Below are 25,697 nucleotides of genomic sequence, written 5' to 3' on the forward strand. Positions count from 1 at the left end.
TGGGGCTTTTTATGTTATCCACCTATATAATCATTGTCGTTTCCATCATTGGCTGATTTAGGTTTAGCATCTTTTTCTTTTTCAGTTTTGGATTTGTTAAATCTATAAGTAAAAGATAAAGTAGCTACACGCATACGGTTTTGCATTTCTGAATAAGAATTTACAGTAGGTAAGTTTAAATCTCGAATCATTTTGCGTGAATTGAATACATCACTTATATTAAATGCTAAAGTAGCCTTATCCTTTAGAATATCTTTACTAAATCCTAAGTTAAGCACTGCAATTCCCTTTTGAGTTCCTTGAGCAATTTTTTGTGACGCATTATAAGTTAAATTTGATTGAAAATCAATTTTATAAGGTAAATTGATTCGAGAGTTGATACGCCCAGTCCAAGTAGATGATTCAAAATTAAAATCCTGAACGATTAATTCATTTTTGGTATTAGTATATTGATAATCTCCTTTTGTAATATTGTAGAAAAAGTTAGCATTAGCATTTAGTTTCCACCATTTTTTTACAGTATAATTAGCTGTAATTTCAAAACCATATTTATCATCTGTAGAAAGATTGAATGGGGTATTAATTATGACAGGAGTTCCATCAATAAAATCACCTCTTTCTTTACGAATAATTTGAAATGAATCTGTTGTATGGTTCAGATAAACAGAAGTATTCAAGATTAGTTTATTCCATTTCTTTAAAAAACCAATATCAAAAGCATCACTATATGCTGGATTAATATCAGGATTTCCTTGAAATAAATTTATATTACTTGTATAGGAAGCAAACGGATTGATAAAACGATCTCTAGGACGAGTAATGCGTTTACTATAATTACTTGATATACTTGTGTTTTCTCCTAATTCATACGTTAAAAAAATACTAGGAAAAAAGTTATTGTAATTTTTTGATTTTAAAATTTCTGATGTTAATTGGTTAATTTCAATATGTGAATTTTCAAATCGTAAACCTAAAAGGTATGATAACTTATTAATTTTAGAGCCAAATTGGGTATAAAGAGCATTTACATTTTCTATATAATTCATTTGATTAGAAAAGCCTACAATATTTTCAAAAATACCTGTTTTTGTATTAAGATTTTGTACAGAAAAATCTGCCAATAAGTTTATAAAATTACCTCGATATCCTGCTTCAAATTGAGAATCTTTATTAAAAGGTACTATATAATCTATTTGTAGTAAGTTTCGCACTTGAGTGTCATGTTTTTTACTACGTTCATTTCTAACAAATTGATTATTATCTAAGATTGTTTGTAAGATATCAGAATCATCTTTATCTGTGTTTTTAGAAAAAGCACCGTCAAAAGTAAGTTTATGACCTTCTTTTTTAAATTTCTTGGTAAAATTAGTTGTATATTCTACATTATCTCCTGTTGATACTAATTCATTATCACGTTTAGATGTGTTTAGATAAGTTTTATTGGCATTAAAATTATAATAGAAAACATCTTCATTGTTTCCACCTTTGTTATTTCTGTAGTTAAAAGAATTAGTCCAAGATATATTTTTGTTAATTGCAATTTCAATCCCAAAATTTACATTAATGCCTTTAGAATATTTTTCACTTTCTCTTCTTTCTTCTAAATAGGAGTCTAAAAGACCGGTTCTTTTATTAAAAGTTTCCTGATCAATTTTTGTTCTTCCTGGGTTATTACGGTCATTATACCCTATAGTAGAAAAGAAATTCATCATTTCATTTTTATAATTTATGTTTGCAGAAATACTATTGTTTTTAGGTGTACCTACAGCGGCTATAATACTGCCATTAATTCCTTGGTTTTTACCTTTTTTTAAGATTATATTAATAATACCACCACCACCTTCAGCATCATAGCGAGCAGAAGGTGTTGTAACAGTTTCTACCTTGTCTATTGCATCAGAAGGAATCATTTTTAAAGCGTCAGTTACACTTACTGCATTGGTAGGTTTACCATCTATTAATATTCTGACATTTTCATTTCCTCTTAGGGCAATAGTTCCTTCACTACTAACAGAGATAGAGGGGATATTATCTAAGACATCACTTACAGTTCCTCCTCTAACAAGTATATCTTTACCTACAGTAAAGACTTTTTTATCTAATTTAAGATCAACCGTTGTTCTTTCAGATCTTACAACCACTTCATTTAATATTTTGGCATCAGGTTCTAGTGAAATAATGCCAATATTTAGATCCTGATTATAAAATTTAGGATTTATTAATAATGCTTTGAATGATAAATATTCGTATTTTAAAATAAAATTGCCAGGTGCATTTTGAATACTAAATTCTCCTTTTAAATCTGTAATAGCACCATTAACGGGCTTGTTTGTACTGGGGTTAATAACAGTTACAGTCGCATATTCAAGTGCTTGTTGCGTTGTTTTATCAATCAACTTACCTGTAATAGTGATTTTTTTAGCAGATAATTTTTCTTGCGAATAGAAAGTAATCGTAAAAAAAACAAAAAATATAGATAGTATTTTTTTCATTTGTAATGAGTTAGTGGGCAAAAGTAACTGATATGTTTGAGTAAAAAGATTAATAAAATGTTAATCTCTTATAAAATTTCATTGATTCGTTCAGTAGGTCTGGCAATAACTGCTTTATCTCCTTTTACTACGATAGGTCTTTCTATAAGTTTAGGAAACATAACCATTGCTTCAATAATTTCCTCTTCATTTAATTCTTTTGATTTGAAATTTTCAATCCAGATACTTTCTTTTTTTCGTACTAAATCAATAGCAGGAATATTTAATTTTTTTAATAAATCTTTTAATTCTTCTGTTGAAGGGGTGTTTTCTAAATAGTTAACGATTTCAAAATCTTCTTTTTGATCTTCTAAAAAACAAACACCTTCTCTTGATTTAGAGCAACGTGTATTATGGTAAATTGTAATCATAATTTTAAGTATTTTTTTGTAACAAAAATAAACTAAATTGCTCTTATAGTTTAAAAATAAAAAATATGTTTTTAGAACAAGCTTTTTTTAATAGAAATAAATTTTGGAAATATCTTTTAGGAACCTCTGTTGTTTTTGTTTCAGCATTAGTTGGACAGTTTCCTTTTCTAGTTGCTGTTTATTTAAAATTAAAAGAAAATGGAGATAGTATTTTTGGTAAAACTGAAGCAGATCTTTTACACGTTTTAGATAGTAATCTAGGTCTTTTTCTGATGTTGTTAAGTTTTACTTTTGCTTTTTTAGGATTTATTTTTGTAATTAAAAAATTGCATAAACAATCTTTTGTGAAAATCGTTACAAGTAGACAAAGTATAGACTGGAATCGAGTTGTTTATTCGTTTGCTATTTGGTCCTTTTTTCAGATTTTAACAACAGGTATTGCTTATTTTATATCGCCAACTGATTTTGAGTGGAATTTTGAATTAAAATCTTTTTTATTACTGGTTGTTATAAGTGTCTTAATGATTCCAATACAAACTTCTATAGAAGAACTCATGTTTAGAGGTTATTTAATGCAAGGTTTTGCATTACTTTTTAAAAATAAACTAATTCCTTTATTACTCACATCTTTAATATTTGGATTATTACATATGAGCAATCCTGAAGTAGAAAAACTAGGAGATATATTAATACTTTATTATGTAGGAACAGGTTTGTTTTTAGGAATTGTAACATTAATGGATGAAGGAATGGAGCTTTCATTAGGTTTTCATGCAGCTAATAATTTAATAACCGCTTTATTAGTGACTTCTAAATGGAGTGTGTTGCAAACGGCATCCATTTTAAAAGAGGTGTCAGAACCTAAATTAAGTTTTGAACTTTTTATTCCAATAGTGGTAGTCTTTCCTATGTTATTAGTGCTTTTTTCTAATAAATATAATTGGCGTAATTGGAAAGAAAAATTAATAGGTAGTACAGTTTTATACAAAAATAAATAATGATAATTCATTCAAATTTTAAATTAAATGGGGTATCCTATGATAAAGAAACTTTATCTTTTTGGGCAAAAAATAAAATTATAGAAGGATATGATTATGAAAAAAATTATAGGAGAATTTATATTACAATGGTTCAACCCTGATTCTGATTTACAAGTGCAAACATCAGGTACTACAGGTGTTGCAAAACAAATAGCATTGAAAAAACAAGCTATGGTTTATTCCGCTCAGAGCACGGGGGGCTTTTTTTAGATTAAATGAAGATACAAAGGCTTTATGTTGTTTACCTGTTAAATATATTGCGGGAAAAATGATGTTAGTAAGAGCTATGGTATTAGGATGGGATTTAACTCTTGTAGAACCTTCGTCATCTCCTTTAGAAAATGCAAGTATGGAATATGATTTTGCTGCAATGGTTCCTTTACAGGTAGAACAATCCTTAAATAAATTATCAAAAATTAAAATTCTATTAATAGGAGGAGCTAAAGTAAACGCTATTTTAACCGAAAAATTACTTCAAAGGGCTATTAATGCTTACGAGTCTTATAGTATGACCGAAACAATTACGCATATAGCATTAAAAAAAATAGGGACAAAAAGTTTTAAGATCTTACCAGGTATTGTAATTAATCAAGATGGAAGAGGGTGCTTAGTAATAGATGCACCTAATATTAATAATAATCTACTTATTACTAATGATTTGGTAGATTTAGTTTCAGAATCAGAATTTATTTGGAAAGGAAGAATAGATAATGTTATTAATAGTGGTGGGATAAAATTATTTCCTGAACAAATTGAAAGTAAGTTAATTCATAAAATTAAACAGCGTTTTTTTATATGTGGTTTGTTAGATGAAAGATTAGGAGAGAAATTAGTATTGATAGTAGAAGGTTTAAATGATCAAATTAATTCTTCTGTGTTTAATGAACTAAGTATATATGAAGTACCTAAACAAGTTATTTTTATACCTAAATTTGAAGAAACTGAAACGGGGAAAATTAAAAGAAAAGAGACTATTTTAAAATACACTGCCCCAAAATAGTGTCTAACATTTTGGGGCAGTGAAAACTTTTATAGTTTCTTTTTATTGAAAATATTTATCTTAGAGAGAAACTGGTTTTAGCAACTAATTCTGTTTTATCAAATACATTTACAAAAAAAGTTCCTTCTGTAATATCCTCTACAGGAAGATCTTTTTCTACTTTAACAGTTTTGTTTTCATAACGAACAGAAGATACAAAGCTGTAGGTAAGCATTTTATCTCCAAAGCTTTCTATTTTTTTATCTCCAAGCACATTATTTTTGCTATCTATAATTTGAACATAATATGATTTATCACCAGATTTAGCAATTTGATTTTCTGCTATAGTAAAACTAATTTTTAAGACATTTGCACGACTTGCTTTATCTGTAACAATTTGTCTTCCACTACTTTTTTGTTTAACAGCTGTTGTTTGTAAATTAACGATAGACAATTTTGCTCCTTTTTCAATAGTCTTAGCAAGCATATTGTTTTTTGAAATTAGAGTATCATTTGCTGAACGCGATTTTTTTAATACAATATTGGTACTATCAATTTTTGTATTAAGTGTTGCATTCTCCTTTTTTAAGCCATCAATCTGCTTAATTAAATTTGCAATTTTAGATTTAAGCTTTTGGACTTCGTCTTTATATTTTGCAATAGCTGTTATATCTGTACTTTTTGTTTTTTCTAACTCAGCCATTAATTGCTGAATTTTTTTCTTTTTCAGCCATTAATTCTTCAGTCATTGTTGTATTTGATGCCATAGTAGTTTCTAATGATTGCTTAGTTATTTCTAAATCTTTCATTAAAGCATCTTTCTCATTTTTTACTACAGATAAGGTATTTTTAGAGTCTTCATTTAATTTATAAATGTAAACTAAACTAGATATTAACATCATTAATAAAATACCTATAACAACTTTAAGTCCTATGTTACTAGATCTTTCTGGAGCATTTCTTCGCATATTAAATTTATTTATTTAGGGTTATTATAGTATGCTAAAATAATTTTTTAATGTGATTGTACCAAGAATTAACGTAACTTTAGATAAAAATAGTATTTTTGACCTAATATAATTTTGTTCCCCAATGGAAAATTTAATTCGTTTTAGGCAGTCTGATCTCTCTAAAATTACGGCTTACCGTAATGGAGAGATAAAATTTGGAGAAAAAATTCAAATCGTTCCCAAAGATGAAGATGTTTTTAATTTTTTAAAAAAAAGTGAAGCTAAGTATGTACTTTTAGGAATCCCAGAAGATATAGGTATACGTGCTAATCTAGGTAGAAGAGGAGCCAAGACTGCTTGGGAAAGTACTCTTCAAAATGTAGCAAACATACAACATAATAAATTTTGCAAAGGGAGTCAAATTATTATTTTGGGTCGGGTAGATGTTTCGCAAGAAATGAGTCAAGCAGAAGATCTGGATCCTAATAACCCTGATGATAGAAAGCAATTATTTAAAATAGTAGAAAATATAGATAAAGAAGTCTCTCATATTATTTACCATATTATAAAAGCGGGAAAAGTACCTATTGTTATAGGAGGAGGACATAATAATGCTTATGGAAATATAAAAGGAACAGCATTAGGATTAGGAAAATCTGTAAATTCAATAAATTTTGATGCTCATTCTGATTTTAGAATTTTAGAAGGAAGACATAGCGGTAATGGTTTTTCTTATGCTTTTGAAGAAGGTTTTTTAAAAAATTATTTTATTTTCGGACTTCACGAAAGTTATACTTCTAAAAATGTATTAGATATTATAAAAAGCAAAAATGATCGTGTTAAATATAATACTTACGATGAAATTAAGATTCGCCAAGAAAAACATTATCAATCAGAATTAAAAGCTGCTTATGAGCACATAAAAGGGGATCCATATGGAATTGAAATTGATTTAGATTCTATTCCTAATATTCCTTCTAGTGCTATGACTTTAAGTGGTTTTTCAGTAGAAGAAGTGAGACAATTTTGTTACTTTTTTGGAAAACATAAAAATGCGTCTTATTTGCACATTTGTGAAGGAGCACCTTCTTTAGGTGAAGATAAAAACCCACAATTAGTGGGAAAATTAATTGGCTATTTGATAACGGATTTTATAAAAGCACATTCTTCAGTCATAAAATAGTACCTTTGCTTAAAATTTTTATCTATGACTTTTGAACAGTTCAGTTTTCATCGCAATATTGTAGAGTCAATAAAAGAGGCGACTTATACAAAACCTACTGAAATACAGCAGAAAGCAATGCCAATTATTCTTGAAGGAGAAGATTTAGTGGGTTGCGCACAGACTGGAACAGGAAAGACAGCTGCTTTTGCTATTCCTATTTTAAATTATTTAATACCTATAGTAGGTTCTATTAAAAAGAGAAAATATATTCGTACAGTTGTTCTAGCTCCTACTCGTGAGTTAGCTTTACAAATTGAAGAGAGCTTTAATAAATATGGGAAATACACTAATTGTACTACACTTACTATTTATGGAGGTGTCTCCCAAACTTCTCAAGTAGAAAAACTAAAAGAAGGGATAGATATATTAGTGGCTACACCAGGTCGTTTTTTAGATTTAAATAAACAAGGTGTAATAGATATTAATCATTTACATCATTTAGTAATAGATGAAGCTGATCTAATGCTTGATATGGGGTTTATAAATGATGTACGAAAAATAACAAAAATAGCGCCTGAAAATAGGCAAACACTCTTGTTTTCCGCTACAATGCCTATTGAAATTAGAGAAATTGCAGAAGAATTTCTTAAAAAACCTAAGTACGTAGAAGTTAAGTCAACTATAAGTAATAGTCAAAATATAACACAATCAGTTTATTTTGTTGAAAAATCAGAAAAAAAACAACTCTTATTGCGAGTTATAAAACAACAAGAATTAGTAAACACCATTTTATTTGTAAGAACAAAACAAGGTGCTGAAAATCTTGTTGAATTTTTACAAAAAAATCAACTAAATTGTGATGCACTTCATGGTGATAAATCACAAAGTGCGCGTCAAAAAGTTTTAGAAGATTTTAAAAATAAAACCATTGACTTATTAGTAGCTACAGATGTTGCTTCAAGAGGAATTGATATAGACCAACTTCCTGTAGTTATTAATTATGATTTGCCTAATATTCCAGAAACCTATATTCATAGAATAGGAAGAACAGGTAGAGCAGGGCATTCAGGTATAGCTATTTCTTTTTGTGGGAAAGATGAAGAAGTGTATTGGAAAGATATTATCAGGTTATTGAAAAATAAAGTAACAATAATAGAAGATCATCCTTTTCCTTGGAAATCAAATAATAATAAAAAGAAAATTAATCAACAGTCACCAACTCCCAATAATCATAATACGTCAAAACAGCGAAGTGGTAAAAAATCACGCAAGTCTGACAATTCTAAAAAAAATAAAAAACGTTGGTATTAATATATAAAAGAGGAGGGTGCCTTAAAAGTTTAATAGTTCCTGTTTTATTACAAGAGTAAATTATATGGTTACTAAATCTTTAGATAGTGTCTTATTTTTCTATTTAGACAGCCTCCTCTTATTATAAATTAATTAAAAACCATTATCTCCATCTAGTAGTTTGCCAAATCCACCTAGTAAGCTACCTTCTTCTTTACTCTGTCCACCAATATTAGAGGCGGCAATAACGCGACCAGCTAAACGGCTAAATGGTAAAGATTGGATATAAACAATACCAGGGCCTCTTAAAGTAGCATAAAACATACCCTCTCCTCCAAAAAGAGTGTTTTTTATACCTCCTATAAATTCGATGTCATAATCTACATTTTTTGTAAATCCTACAAGACATCCTGTGTCAATTTTTAAGATTTCTCCTGGTTGTAATTCTTTACGTGCTAAAGTTCCTCCTGAGTGTATGAATGCCATACCATCTCCTTCTATTTTTTGCATGATAAAGCCTTCACCTCCGAATAAACCTCTACCTAATTTTCGTGAAAACTCAATACCTATTGAAACTCCTTTTGCAGCACATAAGAATGAATCTTTTTGACAAATAAACTTACCTCCGTATTTCATTAAATCGATTGCAATAATTTTTCCAGGATAAGGAGAGGCAAATGAAACTTTTCTTTTGAAAAATCTTGGTTCTGATATGCAGTCATAAACATACTTTCACCTGTTAAAACACGTTTACCAGCACTTAAGATTTTACCTAAAACTCCAGTACCTTGATTATTTGAACCATCACCGAAAATAGTTTCCATTTTAATTCCATTTTCCATCATCATAAAGCCACCAGCTTCTGCAATGACTACCTCCTGAGGGTCTAATTCTATTTCTACATATTGCATTTCTTCACCATAAATATGGTAATCTATCTCATGTGCTTGCATTTTTCTAGTTTTTAATATTTGAATATAAGTTTAATATTGAGGTAAAATGTTACAAGAAAGCATTTGAATCTTTAATAACTTTTAGCCATGTATGGTTTCTTTCTTACCATAATTTACAATAATACTTTCTTCATAAACAATCCATTCTTTCCAACGGTTATCTACATAATCTCTTTCGCCGTATTTTCTAGCAAAATTTAAAAAAACTGTATAATGATTTGCTTCTGAAATCATAAGTTCTCTATAAAATTTACTTAATTCTTCGTCTTGGATATTTTCTGAAAGAACTTTGAAACGTTCACAACTTCTAGCTTCAATCATAGCAGCAAATAATAAACGGTCAATCATAGATTGCTCACGACTTCCATCTTTTTTAAGAATTTAGTTAATTGTCCTACATAATCATCCTTACGCTCACGTGTAAATTCATAATTGCGTTCTTTGATGATATCATGCACCATTCTGAAATGATCCATTTCTTCAATGGCTATTTTAGTCATTTCGGTTACTAAATCCTCTTTTTCAGAATTATTAATGATCAGATTGATTGCGTTAGTGGCGGCTTTTTGTTCACACCACGCGTGATCTGAAAGAATTTCAGCAAGGTTTCCTTCTGCTATATTAGCCCATCTAGGGTCTGTTTTGAGTTTTAATCCTAACATATAAAAATCATTGAAATGCAAAATTACATTTTTTACTCCTAATTTATAATTGTTATTTTGTACAAAAAAAGACTTGGATACAGTTTTATTTATAGGTTTAGTTTTTCCAGAGCCCACATCTTCTGCGGCTGGAACCAGAATTTTACAGCTTATTAATTTGTATAAAGAATTAGGTTACAAAGTTGTTTTTTCTTCAACTGCTCAAAAAACGGAAAACTCGTTTGATTTATTATCTATTGATGTAGCACAATATAATATTGAATTAAATAATAGTAGTTTTGATGATTTTCTTTTAAGAATTAATCCAGTTATAGTTGTTTTTGATCGTTTTATATCTGAAGAGCAATTTGGTTGGAGAGTTGCTAATAACTGCCCTAAAGCTATCCGTATATTAGATTCAGAAGACTTACATTGCTTACGTTATGCTCGTCATACAGCTGTAAAGAAAGATTTAGTTTTTCATGCTAAAGATTTATTAGAAGAACCATTAGCTCTAAGAGAAATAGCCAGTATATATAGGTGTGATTTAACATTAATTATTTCTGAGTTTGAAATAGAAATATTACAAAGTATTTTTAAAGTAGATAAATCATTATTTTTTTATTTGCCTATTTTCTATTCAAATAAAAAACAAACAATTACTTATGAAGAAAGAAAGGATTTTGTTTTTATAGGGAATTTTTTGCATGAACCCAATTATGATGCCGTTGTACAACTAAAAATGATTTGGAAAGAAATACGAAAAGAATTACCAGGAATAAATATGAACATTTATGGAGCTTATGCTTCTCCAAAAATAAATCAGTTAAATAATCAAAGAGAAGGATTCTTTATTAGAGGTAGGGCTTCTTCTGTGTATGAAGTCCTTGAACAAAGTAGAGTTTTATTAGCTCCCTTACGATTTGGTGCAGGTATAAAAGGAAAGTTATTAGAAGCAATGGTAGTAAATACACCTTCTGTTACCACCTCTATAGGAGCTGAAGGGATTAGTTCTTCCCAATATTGGAATGGCTATGTAGCAGAAAATACAAATGATTTTATTCAAAAGTCCATAACTTTGTACAATGAAAAACAAGTTTGGGAAGAATCCTCTAAGAGAGGAGAAAAAATTATTATTCAAAAATTTAAGAAAGAGTTATACTATAATTTGTTTGAGGAATGTATTTTGGATAGAAGAAGGCATATAGACTACTATAGAAATCAAAATTTTATAGGGAGATTATTGTTGCAAAATCAGTTTGCAACAACAAAATATATGTCGAAATGGATAGAAGAAAAAAACAGAAAATAATTATATAATACTTGTGTTTTTTTGTATTTTTAATAAGGATTTAGGTTAAAAAATAAAATTTATATTTTTGATTAAGGTTTTGTACTTTCAAATAATTCAGTTGTTAGGATTAAAGATTTATCATTCATCATGGTTTATACTTTTTTTCCTATTTGTTGCTTTTTTTGTTTTTTATTACGGATTTTTCAAAAAATCTGTAGGTAAGCGTGAAATTATACGTGATTTTTCAGAAGTCGTAGGATATAGTGAACAATATCGTCTCTATTTTTTATTTGTAGGAGTAGGATTATCTCTGATTGAATTTACAGTTAATTTTTTTCATTTAAGAAAAGAAGAAATATTTCCTGTTAATTTTATCATTGCTAGTATTTTACTTCTTTTATATGCAGCTAGTTATAAAATTTTATTTATAGAAAAACATTTGAGAGAATTTTTTATGCTCATGTTTTTTATCTATTTTTTTATAACCCTATTACGTATTATAGTACATCCAGAATATGTATTTACTTATTTTGACTGGATTGTTCTATTCTTTTTTCCTATTATCTTTTTAGTGCTATACATTTTTATTGGGTCTTTGTAATCTTAAATTATTTATTAATAGTTTTCTTGTATTATTACAAAGTACTTAATGAAATAATGTTTGTGACTTTAGGTTGTAGTTGTCTTATGATTTCTTTAATCAATCATGTACGTTATATTATAAAATATAAAGCAAAAGATAATTTTTTATTTACTAATAATGCTATTAATAAAAAAGCAACCCTTGTTATAGGTATTAATAAAAATGGAACAATAATTTATTGTTCTCAAAATGTTCAAAATATTCTTGGGTATACTTCTGATGATCTAAAAGGAATGAGTTTTTTGAGCTTAATTGAAGATCCGGAATTTACAATTGAAAACTATCAAAATAATCATGAATTTTATACGCGTAAAATATTAGCAAAAGAAGGAATATACAAATACATACAATGGAAAAATGTAAAATATTCAGATGATGTTTATTTAAATATAGGTCAAGATATTACCGGACTAATTAATTTAGATCATCAATATAAAAACTTGATAGAAACGGCTACAGATATTATTTATGAAACAGATAAAGAGGGTAATTTTACCTTTGTGAATACTTTTGCTAAATCTTTATTTAATTTGAAAAATGAAGATGTAATTGGTGAAAATTTTGATCTTTTTATTAGAGAAGATTACAAAAAAAAAGTACTTCAGTTCTATCAATCCCATTTAGTAGGAAGAAAAAGCCTGCCTTCTATAGAATTTCCAGTTGTGGTTAATAGAGATACGGAATTATGGTTGTCTCAAAAAGTTAATGTAAAAAGAAACCAAGAAGGAAAAATTTTAGGTTTTTCAGCTATAGCAAGAGATATTACTTTGCTTAAAAATGTAGAAATACAACAAAAAAATAGACAAAGAAAAAAATGAAGTTTTTAATAAAACAATAAATAAACTAGCCACTTTATCCTACAAACAAGAAGAAAGTTTTAATGATAGAATTAATCTTATATTAAAATCTGCAGCAGAAGGGTCATTAATTGATAGAGTTAGTTATTGGACTTATGATAAATTAAGCCTTAAGTGTTTTTCCTTATATGATTTAGAATTAGATGATTTTAAAGTTGGATTAGTGTCCTTTAAGTCAGATAGACCTAATTATTTTGAATATTTAGAAAAAGAACAACTAATTGTAGCAACTGACGTATACGAATATTTTTATATAAATGAATTTGTAGATGATTATTTTCTGAAAGAGAAAATAAAATCGATGTTAAATCTTCCTGTTTTTATTAATGGAGAGTTACATTCTTTATTAAGTTTTGAAACAACAAAACAAAAAAGAGAATGGGATAGTGATGATGTTAATTTTGCCAGATCAATTGCGGATGTTATTTCTCTTGCGATTGAAACCTATAAAAGAAGAGAAACAGAAGAAAAATTAGAAGAAAAAACAAGAATATTAACAGCAATTGCAGTTTCAACAGAAAAATTATTAAAGAATAATAACTTAGATCAATTGTTTAAAGAAATATTTTCTATTGTAGGTCAAGCTACCAATATAGATCGTATTTACTATTTTGAAAATAATGAAGTAGAACACTATTTTAGTCATAAAAATGAATGGGTAAATAATAGTAAAAATATACAGCCTCAAATAAATAATGCCGCTTTACAAAGAATGCTTCATGAAGATAATATGATTTATTATCAAGTGTTATCACAAAAACAAGTATTTAAAGCAAAAAGTTCTCAAATAAATGATTCCTTTATTTACGAAAGATTATGTTCACAAGGAATATTGTCTATTTTGTTATTTCCTATATTTATTAATGATGTATTTAGAGGCTTTTTAGGTTTTGATGATTGTACAAAAGAGCGAGAATGGACAGAAGAAGAAGTAAGTATACTTCAAATTTTAGCTAATAATGTTTCTATTACAATTGAAAGAATTGAAAATTTAAATCTAATTGAAGAGTCTCAAAAACAGTTTAAATTATTAGCAGATAATATACCAGGAGTAGTGTTTTTATCAGAATATGATCAAAAATTTTCTAAAATATATATCAGTGATAAAATAGAAAATCTTACAGGTTATACTCCTGAAGAATTTCTAAATGGTCAAGTTTATTTAATTGATTTAACTCATAAAGAAGATAAAGGAAAAGTAATTTTTGAAAATAAAAAAGCTTTTGAAAATAATATCCCTTTTCAGTTGATATATCGAATTAAGAAAAAAACAGGAGAATATATCTGGATTGAAGAATTTAGTGATACCGTTATTAAAGACGGAAAAGTATCCTATATAGGAGGAATATTAGTAGATGTAACAGAAAAAAAATTGATAGAAAAAGAAATAAAAGCTCGCGAATATGCTGAAACCTCTAATAAAGCTAAATCAGAATTCTTAGCCAATATGAGTCATGAGATCAGAACTCCTTTAAATGCTATTATCGGATTTTCAGGTTTAATGCAGCAAACACAATTAGATCCAACTCAAAATGAATATTTATCAACAGTAAATGAATCAGCTAAGATTTTATTAGAAGTAGTAAATGATATTTTAGATTTTTCTAAAATTGAGATGGGAAAATTAGAATTAGAATTTAAAAAATCAAACCTATATGATTTAGTATTGCAAATTGTTAAAATAATACGTTTTGATTCAGAAAAAAAAGGAATTGCGCTCAATTTTGTCTTCGATGAAAAAATTCCTCAATATGTTTCTATAGATCCATTAAGAATAAAACAAGTATTATTGAATTTATTATCGAATGCTGTTAAATTTACAAACGAAGGGGAGGTAGTTTTAGAATTAAAAGTAAAAGAAATAAAAGAAAATAAAGTTAAAATTCAGTTTTTAGTTCGTGACAGTGGAATAGGTATAAGAAAAGGAAATCATCAAAGAATTTTTGAACCTTTTTCTCAAGAAGATAACTCAACGACTAGAAAATATGGAGGAACAGGTTTAGGTTTGACAATTTCTAATAATATTTTAAATCTAATGGGAACGAAACTTCAATTAGAAAGTAATTATAAATCAGGAAGTACTTTCTTTTTGAGTTAGATTTAGATTTTTGTACTCAAAATGTAATATGTATAGATCGTAGATTTCATAAAGATGAAACAGTTTGTCAAGAAGATATTAAAACTATTAGAGAGAATGAATTTAAAATATTAATCGTAGAAGATAATAAGATTAATATGATGCTTGCTAAAACTCTTTTAAAGAAAATAATACCTCATGTTATTATTCTTGAAGCGGAAAACGGAATAGTGGGGGTTGAAAAATACATTCAAAATACCCCTGATTTGATATTGTTAGATATTCAGATGCCTCTGATGAATGGGTATGAAGTTACATTAGAAATTAGAAAAATAAATCAAAATATTCCAATTATAGCTCTTACGGCAGGAACTATAAAAGGTGAAAAAGAAAAATGTTTAGAAGTAGGTATGGATGATTATATTTCTAAGCCTATAGATAAAGATTTTTTCGAGAAAACAATATTTAAATGGTTAAATCAAATAAATAAGAGATAAAATATGAAATGGCAAGGAAGACGTCAAAGTGATAATGTTGAAGATAGAAGAGGGGTTTCAGTCGGAGGGAAAATGGTGGCTGGTGGAGGGATTTTAAGTATCCTAATTTTGTTATTAAATCTTTTTGGAGGAGAAACAGGTAAAATGATTACTCCAGTTTTAGAACAAATAAATCAATCTAGTTCACAAAAAGCACCTTCTGCACAGCGTGAACTTACCTCAAAAGAAAAAGAAATGGGCCGTTTTGTGGCTACGATTTTTGCTGATACAGAAGATATTTTTGGTCGATTATCTAAAGAAAATGGTATTGCTTACAGAAATCCAAAAATGGTTTTATTTACTGATGTAGTTGAAACAGCCTGTGGTAATGCTTCTGCGGCATCAGGACCTTTTTATTGTCCTGGGGATGAAAAAGTTTATATGGATTTAGCTTTTTTTGATGAGTTAAGAACTCGTTTTGGTGCTAAAGAAGGAGATTTTGCAACAGCTTATGTTATAGCTCACGAAGTAGGACATCATTTACAAACTGTAATAGGAACTTCAGATAAAGTCAGACAATTGCAACAAAGAATGGGGCAGAAGGAAGGGAATCGTTTATCCGTAGCTTTAGAATTACAAGCAGATTTTTATGCGGGAGTTTGGGCTAAGCATAATCAAAAATATTTAGATCCAGACGATATTGAAGAAGCATTAAGTGCAGCGGAGGCGGTAGGAGATGATGCTATTCAAAAAAGAATGCAAGGTTATGTAGTGCCAGAGTCTTTTACTCATGGTACTTCTGAACAGAGGAAAAAATGGTTTTTAAAAGGATATGAAACGGGAGATCTTAGAGTAGGAGATACTTTTGCAGAAATTAAATAGTAGTTATAATTAAAATTTTAGAGAATATTTTTTTATTATTTCTAGATTAGTTTATTTCTTTCAGTCGTCTTAGCTATAAAAAACTTCTATAAATTACATAAATATAAGTTTTGGAGTAATTACTTTTTTATAATCTTGAAAGTGTTAGAGTGTTTGGATGTATATTAAATTTATTTAAGGAAAAGAATAACTATTTAGATTAATAAAAGGGAAGGCTGTCCTAAAAGAAAAAAATTAACACACAGTTTGTCACTCCGACGTAAGGAGGAGTTTTATAATCAGCACTATGTGGTTTGTCCCTTTGGTCGAAATGGCAAGATTGCGGACTTTTTGGACAGCCTCTTTTTTTGTTTTAAATTAGAAAATATTTTATTAGTTCTTTTAAATTTTATAGCTATAGAAAAGGATTATATAGTGTTGTTTGTTAAATCAAAAATAATTTTGTTGTAAAAGGATAAAATAGGGTGCCTATTTTTATTATTAAAAGCAAATAGAAAAGCCTGATCTAAAAAAGATCAGGCTTAAAGTAAAAATATTATGATGAGAAAATATAACTTTATTGTGATTATTGAGCAAATGTAGCTCTAGCTCCACCTGATACGAAGATGGCATCAATTCTTGCTTTTTGTCCAAGGGTAAACATGTTCATAGAGTCATCATCAGTATAATCCATGTAGTTCATAGTCATTTCAACTGGTGTACCTGTACAAGTTGAATAGTGAGGGAATGCAGGTTTGCCATAGTTAGCACTGTCATGTGTTGGTGTGTCAGCCACTTGGTCAGATCCACAAGTAGCATCTCCCCATATGTGGCGTAAATTCATCCAGTGACCTACTTCGTGAGTAGCTGTTCTTCCTAAATTGTAAGGAGCATTTGTTGATCCTGAAAGTCCAAAATATTTAGAATCAATTACAACACCATCAGTAGTAGAAGAACCACCAGGGAATTGAGCATAGCCTAAAATTCCACCACCAATAGTAGCACACCATAAGTTTAACTTAGTCGTAGGTGATGTAGGATCTATACCTCCTTGTTTAGATTTTTTACAAGTGTCTCTTGTTCCCCAAGATGTTTTTGTTGTTGATTTACGAATTACTTGATCTAATACGAAAGAAATTCCAACATTTGCTTTTACTCCTGAAAAAACGGCCGGTACATTGTTGTAGTCAGCATTTAAAGCTTGAAAATCCTTGTTTAATACATCAATTTGAGACTGTATTTGAGTAAGAGAAATGTTCTCTGAAGCTTTACTATATAGCACATTTACAACAACAGGAATTTCAATTTTTCCATTTACTAAACGTCCTGTTTTGATAGCCTCTGCAGTTTGTTGCTCAATAGCTGCCATTCTTGAAGCTAAAGCAGGATCCTCTTGCATTTGTCTTTCTAAAACTTCATGAGAAGCACATCCTCTGTGAGCAGTAGTATCTGTTTGAGCGGTTAAAGAACTATCTTCCTTTTGGCAAGAAAACATCATTAATGCTACAGATGCTGATAATAAAACTTTTTTCATAATTGATTGGTTTTTGGTTGATAATTTTTGTTTTATTCTGTTGCAATGATATAAAATATATTCTTTATAAAAAATATTTTTTTTATTAAAAACGCTTTTTTAAAATATTATATGTATTTTATTGTGTTTTAATTTGTTTATTATGTAAATATTTTTTGTTTTTATTGATAAAAAAATAGTATTTAGGTTGTTATTTGGGTGTTCAGTATTAGAAGTGTAAAAAAAGACCTTCCTTTTAGTTATTGGTTTTGAAATAATATTAAGCCAGTCTTTGAATTAATTCGTAGAGAGCAATAGATAATGCTTGAACTACATTCATGCTACTATTGTGTCCAAACATAGGAATATGGGTATGAATTGAAGAAACTTCTAGAATTTTAGCAGAAATACCATGTATTTCATTTCCTATTATTAACGTAATAGGTTGGTCTAAATTGATTTTTATTTCATTTAGAGGAATGCTAGATTGGGTAATTTCTAATGCTATACGAGTAGAAAATGTTGTGTTGAGGTAGTTAATCAGTGAGTTTTGTTCTTTTATAATTTCGAAAGGAACTGTTCTGTGAGTGCTTCTAGATGTTTTGTTTATTTTGCGTTCGGAGAAGATAAAGTTAGAACCTGAAAAAATAATTTTAGAAACTCCCATTGCATCACAAATACGGAAAATACTACCAATGTTTTCCTGAAAATAAACACCATCACAGACTAATGTAATAGGGAATTTTTTAGATTCAAATGTTGAATTGTAATGCGTGAGTTGTTCCAAATGATTAATTATTAAAAACGTAATTTAAGATATTAGCGCCCATTTTTAAAGCCTTTTCTCGTACTTCTTTAGGATTATTGTGTACTTCATAATCCTCCCATCCATCGCCTAAGTCGCATTCATAAGTATATAATAGTGCTAGGCGATTATTTAAAAATATTCCAAAAGCTTGAGGTCTTTTGCCATCATGTTCGTGTATTTTAGGCAATCCAGAAGGAAACGAAAAAGGTTTTTGGAAGATAATATGCGAAACAGGAATTTCAGTTAAAGATTCGTTAGGGAAAAGTTTTTTAATTTCATTTCGAATGTATTGATCCATTCCGTAATTATCATCTATATGTAAAAAACCTCCTGCATTTAAATAATTTCGGATATTTTCAGCTTCTTGAGTGTTAAAAACTACATTTCCGTGTCCTGTCATGTGTATGAAAGGATATGAGAAAATATCACTACTACCAGGAGTAACTGTTGAAGGTTTTAATTTTATTCGTGTATTAATCGTTTGATTAGTAAATTTTATTAAATTAGGTAATGAAGTAGGATTGGCATACCAGTCACCCCCTCCATTATATTTTAGTAAGGCTATTTCTTGGGAGAAAATAGGAAGGTTTAAAGAACTAAAAAGGCTAAAAAATAAAAAATATATTCTAATCATTTTAAAGAGAGATGAGTTTTATCTATTAGTTTGGAAACGATGTTGTAATTATATTTGAATTAAAGTTATGCTTTTTTTGAAAATGAAACGGATAAATTCCTTTTTTAAATACGAAAAAAAGAAAAATAATTATTCATTTATAAAAGCTACACTGTGACAGGCTACTACAGCAGCTGTTTCGGTTCTTAACCTAGTATTACCTAAGGTTACGGGGGTAAAGCCTTTATTAAGTGCTAATTTGATTTCTTTTTCTGAAAAATCGCCTTCAGGTCCAATTAAAATAGTGTATTTTGAATTTGGTATTATTTCTTTTTTTAGATTTTTTTATCACTATCCTCACAATGTGCAATGAATGTTTGACCGCTAAAATCTTGATTAATGAAATCTTTAAATATTATAGGTTCATTTAGTTTAGGTAGGTAAAATTGATTAGATTGTTTCATCGCTGATTGTAAAATTTTTTCAAAGCGATCTATCTTTATAATGGTTCTTTCTGAATGTTCACAAATAATAGGTGTTATTTCATGTATTCCTATTTCGGCTGCTTTTTCTAAAAACCATTCATAACGCTCATTCATTTTAGTAGGGGCAACAGCTAAATGCAATTTAAATTTAGTTGGTTCGGATAATTTGTAGTTATTAATTTTTACAATACATTTTTTTTCTGAAGCTAAAGTGATTTCTGTTTCAAATAAGAAGCCAGCACCATTAGTAACAAATAAAATGTCGTTTTCTTTTTACGTAATACTTTCACGATATGTTTACTTTCCTCTTTGTCAAAAGAAAAATCGATAGTATTCTTTGTTATATCTGGATTGTAAAATAATTGCATTTCTTAATTTGTAAATTAGTCCCTTAATAATTGATGATTATATTTTTTAAAACTCAATTCTTGCTTTAGAAGTAACTGAATTATTGCTAAAATGATTTTCTAAAAATTTATAGTACCCAACAATACCTATCATGCCAGCATTATCAGTGGTGTATTCAAATTTTGGAATAAAAGTTTTCCAATTATATTTTTTTCAGCTTCTTTTAAAGTTTGACGGATACCACTATTAGCAGAAACACCACCACCTATAGCTATTTGTTTAATTCCTGTTTGTATAGAAGCTTCTTTTATCTTGTCCATTAATATTTTAATGATAGTGTACTGTATAGAAGCACATATGTCATTTAGATTTTCACTAATAAAAAGAGGGTTTTCTTTTATATTTTTTTGGATAAAATATAAAATTTGAGTTTTAAGTCCACTAAAGCTAAAATTAAGCCCGTCAACTTTTGGTTTGGTGAATTCAAAACGTTTAGGGTTGCCTAATTGAGCATGCTGATCTATAAGTGGTCCGCCTGGATAAGGAAGGCCTAATATTTTAGCAGATTTATCAAAAGCTTCACCTACAGCATCATCAGTTGTTTCTCCTATGATTTCCATGTTAAAGAAGTTGTTTACTTTTACAATTTGAGTATGTCCTCCTGATATAGTAAGTGCTAAAAAAGGAAATTCAGGTTTAGTGTATTCCTCTTCCTCTATAAAGTGTGCTAGTATATGAGCGTGCATGTGATTTACTGCTATTAGAGGAATGTTTAATGCCATAGCCATACTTTTAGCAAAAGAAGTTCCAACTAATAAAGAGCCCATTAAGCCAGGTCCTTGTGTAAATGCAATGGCTGTTAATTGTTCTTTTGTAATTCCTGCTTTTTTTAGGGCTACGTCAACTACAGGAACAATGTTTTGTTGATGCGCTCTAGAGGCTAGTTCTGGAACTACGCCACCATATTCTTCATGTATACTTTGACGAGCAACAACATTTGATAACATTTTATTGTTTTGTAATACAGCGCAGGCCGTATCATCACAAGAACTTTCAATTGCTAATATGTAAATATCTTTCATTTTTATCTTAAGGCATAGAATTTGTTCGTAAAGTTGCGTAAAATTAAGGAATAGATTATTTTTACAACCGGTGCCAAAGTTACTAAATTTTAACTCAAAAATATATTCCCTTTGCAAGAGCAAGAAGCTGAAGTAAAAAAAAATAAAAAAAGTCTGTGGGTAACAATTTTAAAATTCAAGATGTATTTTTTTCTTGGAGTTGTATTATTGTTGCTAACATTGGTTATAGCTCTTTCTATGCCTTCTGTTCAAACTAAATTAGGACAGTATGCAACAGAGGTTTTGAATAAAGAATTTGGTACAGATATAACTATTCAAGAAGCTAATTTTACTGTTTTTGGAGGTGTTAAACTTAAAAAGGTCTTTATTAAGGATTATAAAAAAGATACTCTATTTCATATAAATGTTCTAAAAACTAATATTTTAGATTTTAAAAAACTTCTTGATGGTGATTTACATTTTGGTGAAGTTAGAATGGATGGACTGAAGTTCAAAATTAGAAATTATAAAGGAGAACGTGATACGAATTTAGATAAGTTTATAGAACTCTTTGATGATGGAACCCCTTCTACCTCTAACAAAAAATTTTTAATGACCATAAATAAGATTCACTTAATGAATAGTGAATTTTATTTTTGGGATGACAATATATCTGATCCTTTAGTTTTTAGTGCTAAAAAATTAAATGCAGATACTCATAAATTTAAAATTCTCGGTCCAGATGTTACAACTCAAATTGATGAAATGTCATTTGTAGATAATAGAGGGATCGAAATTGAAGAATCATCATCCAATTTTACTTACACAAAAAAAAATATTCATCTTGCTCAACTAAAATTAAAAACTTCTGAATCTAATTTAGTAGGAGATGTAGAATTACGTTATGATCGTAAAGATTTTGCAGACTTTAATAATAAAGTACTATTTGATGTAAAAATTAAAGAAGGAACATTGTCCTCTAATGATTTAAATAAATTTTATGGAGAGTTTGGTAAGGACTTGAAATATCAAGTAAAAGGTAAATTATTAGGAACTTTAAACAACTTTTTTACCAAAAGATTAGTTTTATTAGATGATTTTGGATCCCAAATTAAAGGAGATTTTCGATTTAAAAATCTTTTTTCAAAACAAAAAGACACCTATTATATAAAGGGACGCTTTTCTAAAATAACCTCTACTTATGACAATTTGATCAAAATACTACCTAATATATTAGGAAAAAAATTACCAACTAATTTTAAAAAATTAGGTACTTTCTTATTAAGTGGTCAGGCAGAAATAGATTTAAAAAAATTAAAAGCAAATGTTTTACTTTCTTCCGCATTAGGAACTGTAAAAACTAATTTAGCTATGACCAATATAGATAATATTGATGATGCAACGTACATTGGTAATGTTAAACTGACAGAATTTGATTTAGGAAAATTTCTAAACAGAAAAGATTTAGGAATTGTAAATTTAGATACAGAAGTAGATGGAAAAGGTTTTGTAGAAAAATATTTGAATACAAAAATAAAAGGAACAATTAGTAGTATCTATTATAACAAATATAATTACAGAAATATTGTTGTTGACGGTCAAATGAACCAAGCTATTTTTGAAGGTTCTATAAAGGCAAACGACCCTAATTTAATTATGGACTTTGATGGTTTTCTTGATTTAACCAGAAAAGAAAATAAATATGATTTTCATGCAAAAATTGAGTATGCTAACTTAAAAAAAATAAATCTTTATACATCAGATGCTGTTTCTGTTTTTAGAGGAGAGGTAAAAATGGATTTACAAGGAAATTCAATCGATAATATTTATGGAAATGTATACATAAATAAAACGTCATATGAAAACCCTAAAGAAACCTACTTCTTTGATGATTTTATGGTCAAATCTACTTTTGAAAAAGATGGATTTAGAACCATTACAATTAATTCACCTGATATAGTAGAAGGAAAAGTAGAAGGGAGATTTAAGTTCAAAGAACTACCCGATTTAATAGAAAATTCATTAGGAAGCCTCTATGCTAATTATTCACCCAATAAAGTGAGTAAAGGACAATTCATGAAATTTGATTTTAATGTTTATAGTAAATTAATAGAAATATTTTATCCTGAAATTTCATTAGGTGAAAATACCTTTATGAAAGGAGAAATCAATTCGAATGAAGGTTTGTTTAAGCTAAATTTTAAATCTCCTAAAATAAAGGCATATGATAACGAATTTGATAGTATTAGTGTTGATATAGATAATAAAAACCCTCTTTATAACGCTTATGTTGAAGTAGATAGTATCAAAACAAAATACTATAAAGTTTCAAAAATGAGCCTCATAAATGTAACCTCTAATGATACTCTATTTGTAAGAACAGAGTTTAAAGGAGGTGATAAAGCAGAAGATTTTTATAACTTAAACTTATATCATACTATTGATGAAGATAATAAAAGTGTAGTAGGAATTAAAAAATCAGAAATAAATTTTAAAAATTATCTATGGTTTTTAAATGAAAAAGAAGAGCGTAACAACAAAATTATATTTAATAAAAAATTAACTGATTTTTCTATTGAAAAAATCTCACTTTCTCATAATGATCAATCAATGGAGTTAATGGGGGTTTTGCGAGATTCTACTTATAAAGATATTCGATTATCATTTAAAGATGTAGAGTTAGATAAAATTACTCCTTCTATAGATGATTTACGATTTAAAGGAAAGTTAAACGGTGATATAGATTTTAAGCAAGAAAGAAATATTTATGAACCCGCTTCAGAATTAACAGTTGATGATTTTAGTATCAATGATTTGCCTTTAGGAAAATTTGATATAGCCGTAACAGGAGATGATAGCTTTCGAAATTTTAAGATTAATTCTATTTTAAATAACAAAGGAAATGATATCTTAAAAACAGAAGGAAATCTTTATTTTCAAGATAATAAAACATTAATGGATCTTGATGTTAGACTTAAAGATTTTGATCTTTCCTTTTTACCCCAATGGGAGCTGATATTATAACAAATATACGCGGACTAGCTTCTGGTTCTGCCAAATTTGAAGGAAATATTTATAATCCTGAAATAAACGGGCGATTTTATTTAAGTCAATCCGGTATTAAAATACCTTATTTAAATACAGACTATAATTTTGGAAACAATTCTATAGTAGAAGTTACAGAAAATCAATTTTCATTCAGAGATATACAGGTTACAGACTCTAAATTCAGAACAAAAGGAGTTATGGAAGGTTGGGTGAAACATACTAAATTAAGTGATTGGTATTTAAATTTTAATATTAATTCTGATCGTATTGTTGTACTTGATACAAAAGACCATGAAGGAGCCTTGTATTATGGAACAGCTTACATGGATGGAACAGCAAGTATTAAAGGACCTACAAATGCCTTAGTTATTAATGTTGATGCTACTTCAGCAGAAGGATCTTCTTTAAAAATACCAATTAATGATGATCAGGCTAGTTCTGAAAAAAATTACATAAAATTTGTAAATTCTAAAACAACGAATCATAACGTTAAAAATATAGATAAAGATTATAACGGTTTAGAATTAAATTTTGAGCTAGATATTACTCCAGTTGCAGAAATAGAAGTAATTATTAATAAAAATAATGGTCATGGACTAAAAGGTCGTGGTCGTGGTTCTCTATTAATGGAAATTAATACTCTAGGTAAATTTAATATGTGGGGCGATTTTCAGGTATATGATGGAGTATACAATTTTAAATACGGAGGTTTTATAGATAAAAAAATAAAAGTTAAAAATGGAGGTTACATTTCTTGGGATGGAGATCCCTTAAATGCAAGTTTAAATATGGAAGCAGTTTATAAAACGGAAGCTAATCCTTCTATACTATTAGATAACCCTAATTTTAATAAAAAAGTACCTACAGAAGTAGTAATTAAGTTAACAGATAAGTTAACTAATCCAACACCTGAAATTTTTATAAATTTTCCAACCGTAAGTTCAGTACTCCGTTCGGAAATAGACTATAAACTAAATGATTTTGATACACGTCAAAAACAAGCATTGTCCTTAATTTCATCAGGAACTTTCCTATCAGATAAAGGAGTCGTAGAAAATGTAATTAGCGGTAATATTTTAGAACGAGCTAATAGCTTATTTGATGACTTATTTGCTAATGACGATCGTTTTAAACTAGGACTTAATTATGTTCAAAACGATAGACTTAATCAAGAAACCACAACAGGAGGACGTGTTGGATTTACCGTTTCAACACAAATAAGCGATAAAATTACAATTAATGGTAAGTTTGGTGTGCCTGTTGGAGGAATTAATGAATCAGTTGTAGTGGGCGATGTAGAAGTACAGTTACGCTTAAATGAAGACGGTTCGTTAAAAGCTCGTGTGTTTAATCGGGAAAATGATATAACTTATTTAGGTCAAGGAGGAATAGGCTATACACAAGGATTAGGAGTAAGCTATGAAGTTGATTTTAATACTTTTAAAGAATTAATGTATAAGGTTTTTAACTCTAAAAAGGTTAGAGATAAAAGAAAAACAGATCAGCCAAAAGATCAAATCCCTGATTCTGATTTATTACCCGAAATCATCCAGTTTACAGAAAAAAGACAAAAAAATCTTCTGAAAAACCAAAAGAAGATGAGGATAGAATTCCAGAGCTAAATTAGTTGTTTATTTCTACAAAAAGTGGTAACTTAGATTCTGATTGAGTATTTTTTATAATCCTCTTTACT

Annotated in this window: 20 protein-coding genes and 4 pseudogenes; 13 read left to right on the forward strand and 11 right to left on the reverse strand. The window is 28.5% G+C overall.

The features are described from left to right. Window positions 1-14: 14 nt before the first annotated feature. Both JJC03_RS12750 and arsC read right to left on the reverse strand, forming a co-directional pair. Window positions 15-2,492: an outer membrane beta-barrel family protein gene (locus JJC03_RS12750; protein ID WP_235873422.1), complete on the reverse strand. Its 2,478-nt coding sequence runs from the start codon at window positions 2,490-2,492 to the stop codon at window positions 15-17. A 68-nt stretch (window positions 2,493-2,560) separates the two neighbouring features. Then, complete coding sequence (gene arsC / locus JJC03_RS12755) at window positions 2,561-2,902, reverse strand: arsenate reductase (glutaredoxin) (RefSeq protein WP_235873423.1); 342 nt, start codon at window positions 2,900-2,902, stop codon at window positions 2,561-2,563. A gap of 65 nt (window positions 2,903-2,967) precedes the next feature. Here arsC and JJC03_RS12760 point away from each other — a divergent pair, with 65 nt between their 5' ends. The 3 genes from JJC03_RS12760 to JJC03_RS12765 all read left to right on the forward strand — a co-directional run bounded on the left by JJC03_RS12760 (window position 2,968) and on the right by JJC03_RS12765 (window position 4,942). Further along, window positions 2,968-3,900, forward strand: a complete 933-nt coding sequence (locus JJC03_RS12760) for a CPBP family intramembrane glutamic endopeptidase (RefSeq protein WP_088399703.1) — start codon at window positions 2,968-2,970, stop codon at window positions 3,898-3,900. A gap of 96 nt (window positions 3,901-3,996) precedes the next feature. Further along, window positions 3,997-4,152: a hypothetical protein gene (locus JJC03_RS18900; protein ID WP_309597659.1), complete on the forward strand. Its 156-nt coding sequence runs from the start codon at window positions 3,997-3,999 to the stop codon at window positions 4,150-4,152. Window positions 4,153-4,210: 58 nt separating this feature from the next. Further along, window positions 4,211-4,942 carry an acyl-CoA synthetase family protein gene (locus tag JJC03_RS12765; RefSeq protein WP_309597660.1) on the forward strand — a complete coding sequence of 244 codons (732 nt, stop codon included), beginning with the start codon at window positions 4,211-4,213 and terminating at the stop codon, window positions 4,940-4,942. Between the two features lie 55 nt (window positions 4,943-4,997). On the opposite strand, the gene JJC03_RS12770 is transcribed toward JJC03_RS12765, so the two are convergent. Then, the gene (locus JJC03_RS12770) at window positions 4,998-5,624 is read right to left on the reverse strand and encodes a DUF8428 domain-containing protein (protein WP_309597661.1); all 627 of its coding nucleotides are present in this window, start codon (window positions 5,622-5,624) and stop codon (window positions 4,998-5,000) included. Beyond that, on the reverse strand, window positions 5,617-5,889 hold the full coding sequence (locus JJC03_RS18905) for a hypothetical protein (protein WP_309597662.1): 273 nt from the start codon (window positions 5,887-5,889) through the stop codon (window positions 5,617-5,619). Before JJC03_RS18905 ends, JJC03_RS12770 begins: the two co-directional genes overlap by 8 nt. Before the next feature lie 124 nt (window positions 5,890-6,013). Between JJC03_RS18905 and JJC03_RS12775 the strand changes: the two genes are divergently transcribed. Both JJC03_RS12775 and JJC03_RS12780 read left to right on the forward strand, forming a co-directional pair. Then, window positions 6,014-7,054 carry a formimidoylglutamase gene (locus tag JJC03_RS12775; RefSeq protein ID WP_088399685.1) on the forward strand — a complete coding sequence of 347 codons (1,041 nt, stop codon included), beginning with the start codon at window positions 6,014-6,016 and terminating at the stop codon, window positions 7,052-7,054. Window positions 7,055-7,078: 24 nt separating this feature from the next. After that, window positions 7,079-8,347 carry a DEAD/DEAH box helicase gene (locus JJC03_RS12780; RefSeq protein ID WP_088399683.1) on the forward strand — a complete coding sequence of 423 codons (1,269 nt, stop codon included), beginning with the start codon at window positions 7,079-7,081 and terminating at the stop codon, window positions 8,345-8,347. Between the two features lie 132 nt (window positions 8,348-8,479). On the opposite strand, the pseudogene JJC03_RS12785 reads toward JJC03_RS12780, so the two are convergent. Next, a pseudogene (locus JJC03_RS12785) lies at window positions 8,480-9,279 on the reverse strand (TIGR00266 family protein). Between the two features lie 81 nt (window positions 9,280-9,360). Then, window positions 9,361-9,941: pseudogene (locus tag JJC03_RS12790) on the reverse strand (MiaE family protein). Window positions 9,942-10,014: 73 nt separating this feature from the next. Between JJC03_RS12790 and JJC03_RS12795 the strand changes: the two are divergent. The 6 genes from JJC03_RS12795 to ypfJ all read left to right on the forward strand — a co-directional run bounded on the left by JJC03_RS12795 (window position 10,015) and on the right by ypfJ (window position 16,149). After that, the gene (locus JJC03_RS12795; protein WP_088444806.1) at window positions 10,015-11,232 is read left to right on the forward strand and encodes a glycosyltransferase; all 1,218 of its coding nucleotides are present in this window, start codon (window positions 10,015-10,017) and stop codon (window positions 11,230-11,232) included. Between the two features lie 67 nt (window positions 11,233-11,299). Next, window positions 11,300-11,815: a hypothetical protein gene (locus tag JJC03_RS12800; RefSeq protein WP_235873424.1), complete on the forward strand. Its 516-nt coding sequence runs from the start codon at window positions 11,300-11,302 to the stop codon at window positions 11,813-11,815. 56 nt (window positions 11,816-11,871) lie between these two features. Beyond that, window positions 11,872-12,675, forward strand: a complete 804-nt coding sequence (locus JJC03_RS12805) for a PAS domain-containing protein (RefSeq protein ID WP_235873425.1) — start codon at window positions 11,872-11,874, stop codon at window positions 12,673-12,675. Between the two features lie 202 nt (window positions 12,676-12,877). Continuing rightward, window positions 12,878-14,812: an ATP-binding protein gene (locus JJC03_RS12810; RefSeq protein WP_235873426.1), complete on the forward strand. Its 1,935-nt coding sequence runs from the start codon at window positions 12,878-12,880 to the stop codon at window positions 14,810-14,812. Between the two features lie 113 nt (window positions 14,813-14,925). Beyond that, entirely contained in the window at window positions 14,926-15,288 is a 363-nt protein-coding gene (locus JJC03_RS12815; protein ID WP_258932624.1) for a response regulator, read from the forward strand. A gap of 3 nt (window positions 15,289-15,291) precedes the next feature. After that, the gene (gene ypfJ, locus JJC03_RS12820) at window positions 15,292-16,149 is read left to right on the forward strand and encodes a KPN_02809 family neutral zinc metallopeptidase (RefSeq protein WP_088399675.1); all 858 of its coding nucleotides are present in this window, start codon (window positions 15,292-15,294) and stop codon (window positions 16,147-16,149) included. Window positions 16,150-16,714: 565 nt separating this feature from the next. On the opposite strand, the gene JJC03_RS12825 is transcribed toward ypfJ, so the two are convergent. The 5 genes and pseudogenes from JJC03_RS12825 to tsaD form a co-directional block, all read right to left on the reverse strand. Beyond that, window positions 16,715-17,662, reverse strand: coding sequence for a zinc metalloprotease (locus JJC03_RS12825; RefSeq protein ID WP_088399673.1), 948 nt, complete (start codon window positions 17,660-17,662; stop codon window positions 16,715-16,717). Window positions 17,663-17,921: 259 nt separating this feature from the next. Beyond that, on the reverse strand, window positions 17,922-18,428 hold the full coding sequence (locus tag JJC03_RS12830) for a TrmH family RNA methyltransferase (RefSeq protein ID WP_235873428.1): 507 nt from the start codon (window positions 18,426-18,428) through the stop codon (window positions 17,922-17,924). A gap of 4 nt (window positions 18,429-18,432) precedes the next feature. Then, the gene (locus tag JJC03_RS12835; protein WP_088399669.1) at window positions 18,433-19,083 is read right to left on the reverse strand and encodes a DUF4159 domain-containing protein; all 651 of its coding nucleotides are present in this window, start codon (window positions 19,081-19,083) and stop codon (window positions 18,433-18,435) included. A gap of 129 nt (window positions 19,084-19,212) precedes the next feature. Beyond that, a pseudogene (locus JJC03_RS12840) lies at window positions 19,213-19,915 on the reverse strand (16S rRNA (uracil(1498)-N(3))-methyltransferase). A 46-nt stretch (window positions 19,916-19,961) separates the two neighbouring features. After that, window positions 19,962-20,977, reverse strand: a pseudogene (gene tsaD, locus JJC03_RS12845) (tRNA (adenosine(37)-N6)-threonylcarbamoyltransferase complex transferase subunit TsaD). A gap of 180 nt (window positions 20,978-21,157) precedes the next feature. Here tsaD and JJC03_RS18100 point away from each other — a divergent pair. Continuing rightward, window positions 21,158-23,980 carry a translocation/assembly module TamB domain-containing protein gene (locus JJC03_RS18100; protein ID WP_258931895.1) on the forward strand — a complete coding sequence of 941 codons (2,823 nt, stop codon included), beginning with the start codon at window positions 21,158-21,160 and terminating at the stop codon, window positions 23,978-23,980. Continuing rightward, window positions 23,962-25,626: a translocation/assembly module TamB domain-containing protein gene (locus JJC03_RS18105; RefSeq protein WP_258931896.1), complete on the forward strand. Its 1,665-nt coding sequence runs from the start codon at window positions 23,962-23,964 to the stop codon at window positions 25,624-25,626. Before JJC03_RS18100 ends, JJC03_RS18105 begins: the two co-directional genes overlap by 19 nt. Window positions 25,627-25,697 lie beyond the last annotated feature (71 nt).

Source organism: Flavobacterium oreochromis (genome assembly GCF_019565455.1).
GTDB lineage: Bacteria > Bacteroidota > Bacteroidia > Flavobacteriales > Flavobacteriaceae > Flavobacterium > Flavobacterium oreochromis.

What these genes read in the sequence shown, in the direction of transcription:
- JJC03_RS12825 (WP_088399673.1), bottom strand. Translation starts at nt 17,662, where the DNA reads ATGAAAAAAGTTTTATTATCAGCATCTGTAGCATTAATGATGTTTTCT.
- JJC03_RS18105 (WP_258931896.1), top strand. Translation starts at nt 23,962, where the DNA reads ATGGGAGCTGATATTATAACAAATATACGCGGACTAGCTTCTGGTTCT.
- JJC03_RS18900 (WP_309597659.1), top strand. Translation starts at nt 3,997, where the DNA reads ATGAAAAAAATTATAGGAGAATTTATATTACAATGGTTCAACCCTGAT.
- JJC03_RS12765 (WP_309597660.1), top strand. Translation starts at nt 4,211, where the DNA reads ATGATGTTAGTAAGAGCTATGGTATTAGGATGGGATTTAACTCTTGTA.
- JJC03_RS12780 (WP_088399683.1), top strand. Translation starts at nt 7,079, where the DNA reads ATGACTTTTGAACAGTTCAGTTTTCATCGCAATATTGTAGAGTCAATA.
- JJC03_RS18905 (WP_309597662.1), bottom strand. Translation starts at nt 5,889, where the DNA reads ATGCGAAGAAATGCTCCAGAAAGATCTAGTAACATAGGACTTAAAGTT.
- JJC03_RS12835 (WP_088399669.1), bottom strand. Translation starts at nt 19,083, where the DNA reads ATGATTAGAATATATTTTTTATTTTTTAGCCTTTTTAGTTCTTTAAAC.
- arsC (WP_235873423.1), bottom strand. Translation starts at nt 2,902, where the DNA reads ATGATTACAATTTACCATAATACACGTTGCTCTAAATCAAGAGAAGGT.
- JJC03_RS12770 (WP_309597661.1), bottom strand. Translation starts at nt 5,624, where the DNA reads ATGGCTGAGTTAGAAAAAACAAAAAGTACAGATATAACAGCTATTGCA.
- JJC03_RS12805 (WP_235873425.1), top strand. Translation starts at nt 11,872, where the DNA reads ATGTTTGTGACTTTAGGTTGTAGTTGTCTTATGATTTCTTTAATCAAT.
- JJC03_RS18100 (WP_258931895.1), top strand. Translation starts at nt 21,158, where the DNA reads ATGTATTTTTTTCTTGGAGTTGTATTATTGTTGCTAACATTGGTTATA.
- JJC03_RS12760 (WP_088399703.1), top strand. Translation starts at nt 2,968, where the DNA reads ATGTTTTTAGAACAAGCTTTTTTTAATAGAAATAAATTTTGGAAATAT.
- JJC03_RS12750 (WP_235873422.1), bottom strand. Translation starts at nt 2,492, where the DNA reads ATGAAAAAAATACTATCTATATTTTTTGTTTTTTTTACGATTACTTTC.
- JJC03_RS12775 (WP_088399685.1), top strand. Translation starts at nt 6,014, where the DNA reads ATGGAAAATTTAATTCGTTTTAGGCAGTCTGATCTCTCTAAAATTACG.
- ypfJ (WP_088399675.1), top strand. Translation starts at nt 15,292, where the DNA reads ATGAAATGGCAAGGAAGACGTCAAAGTGATAATGTTGAAGATAGAAGA.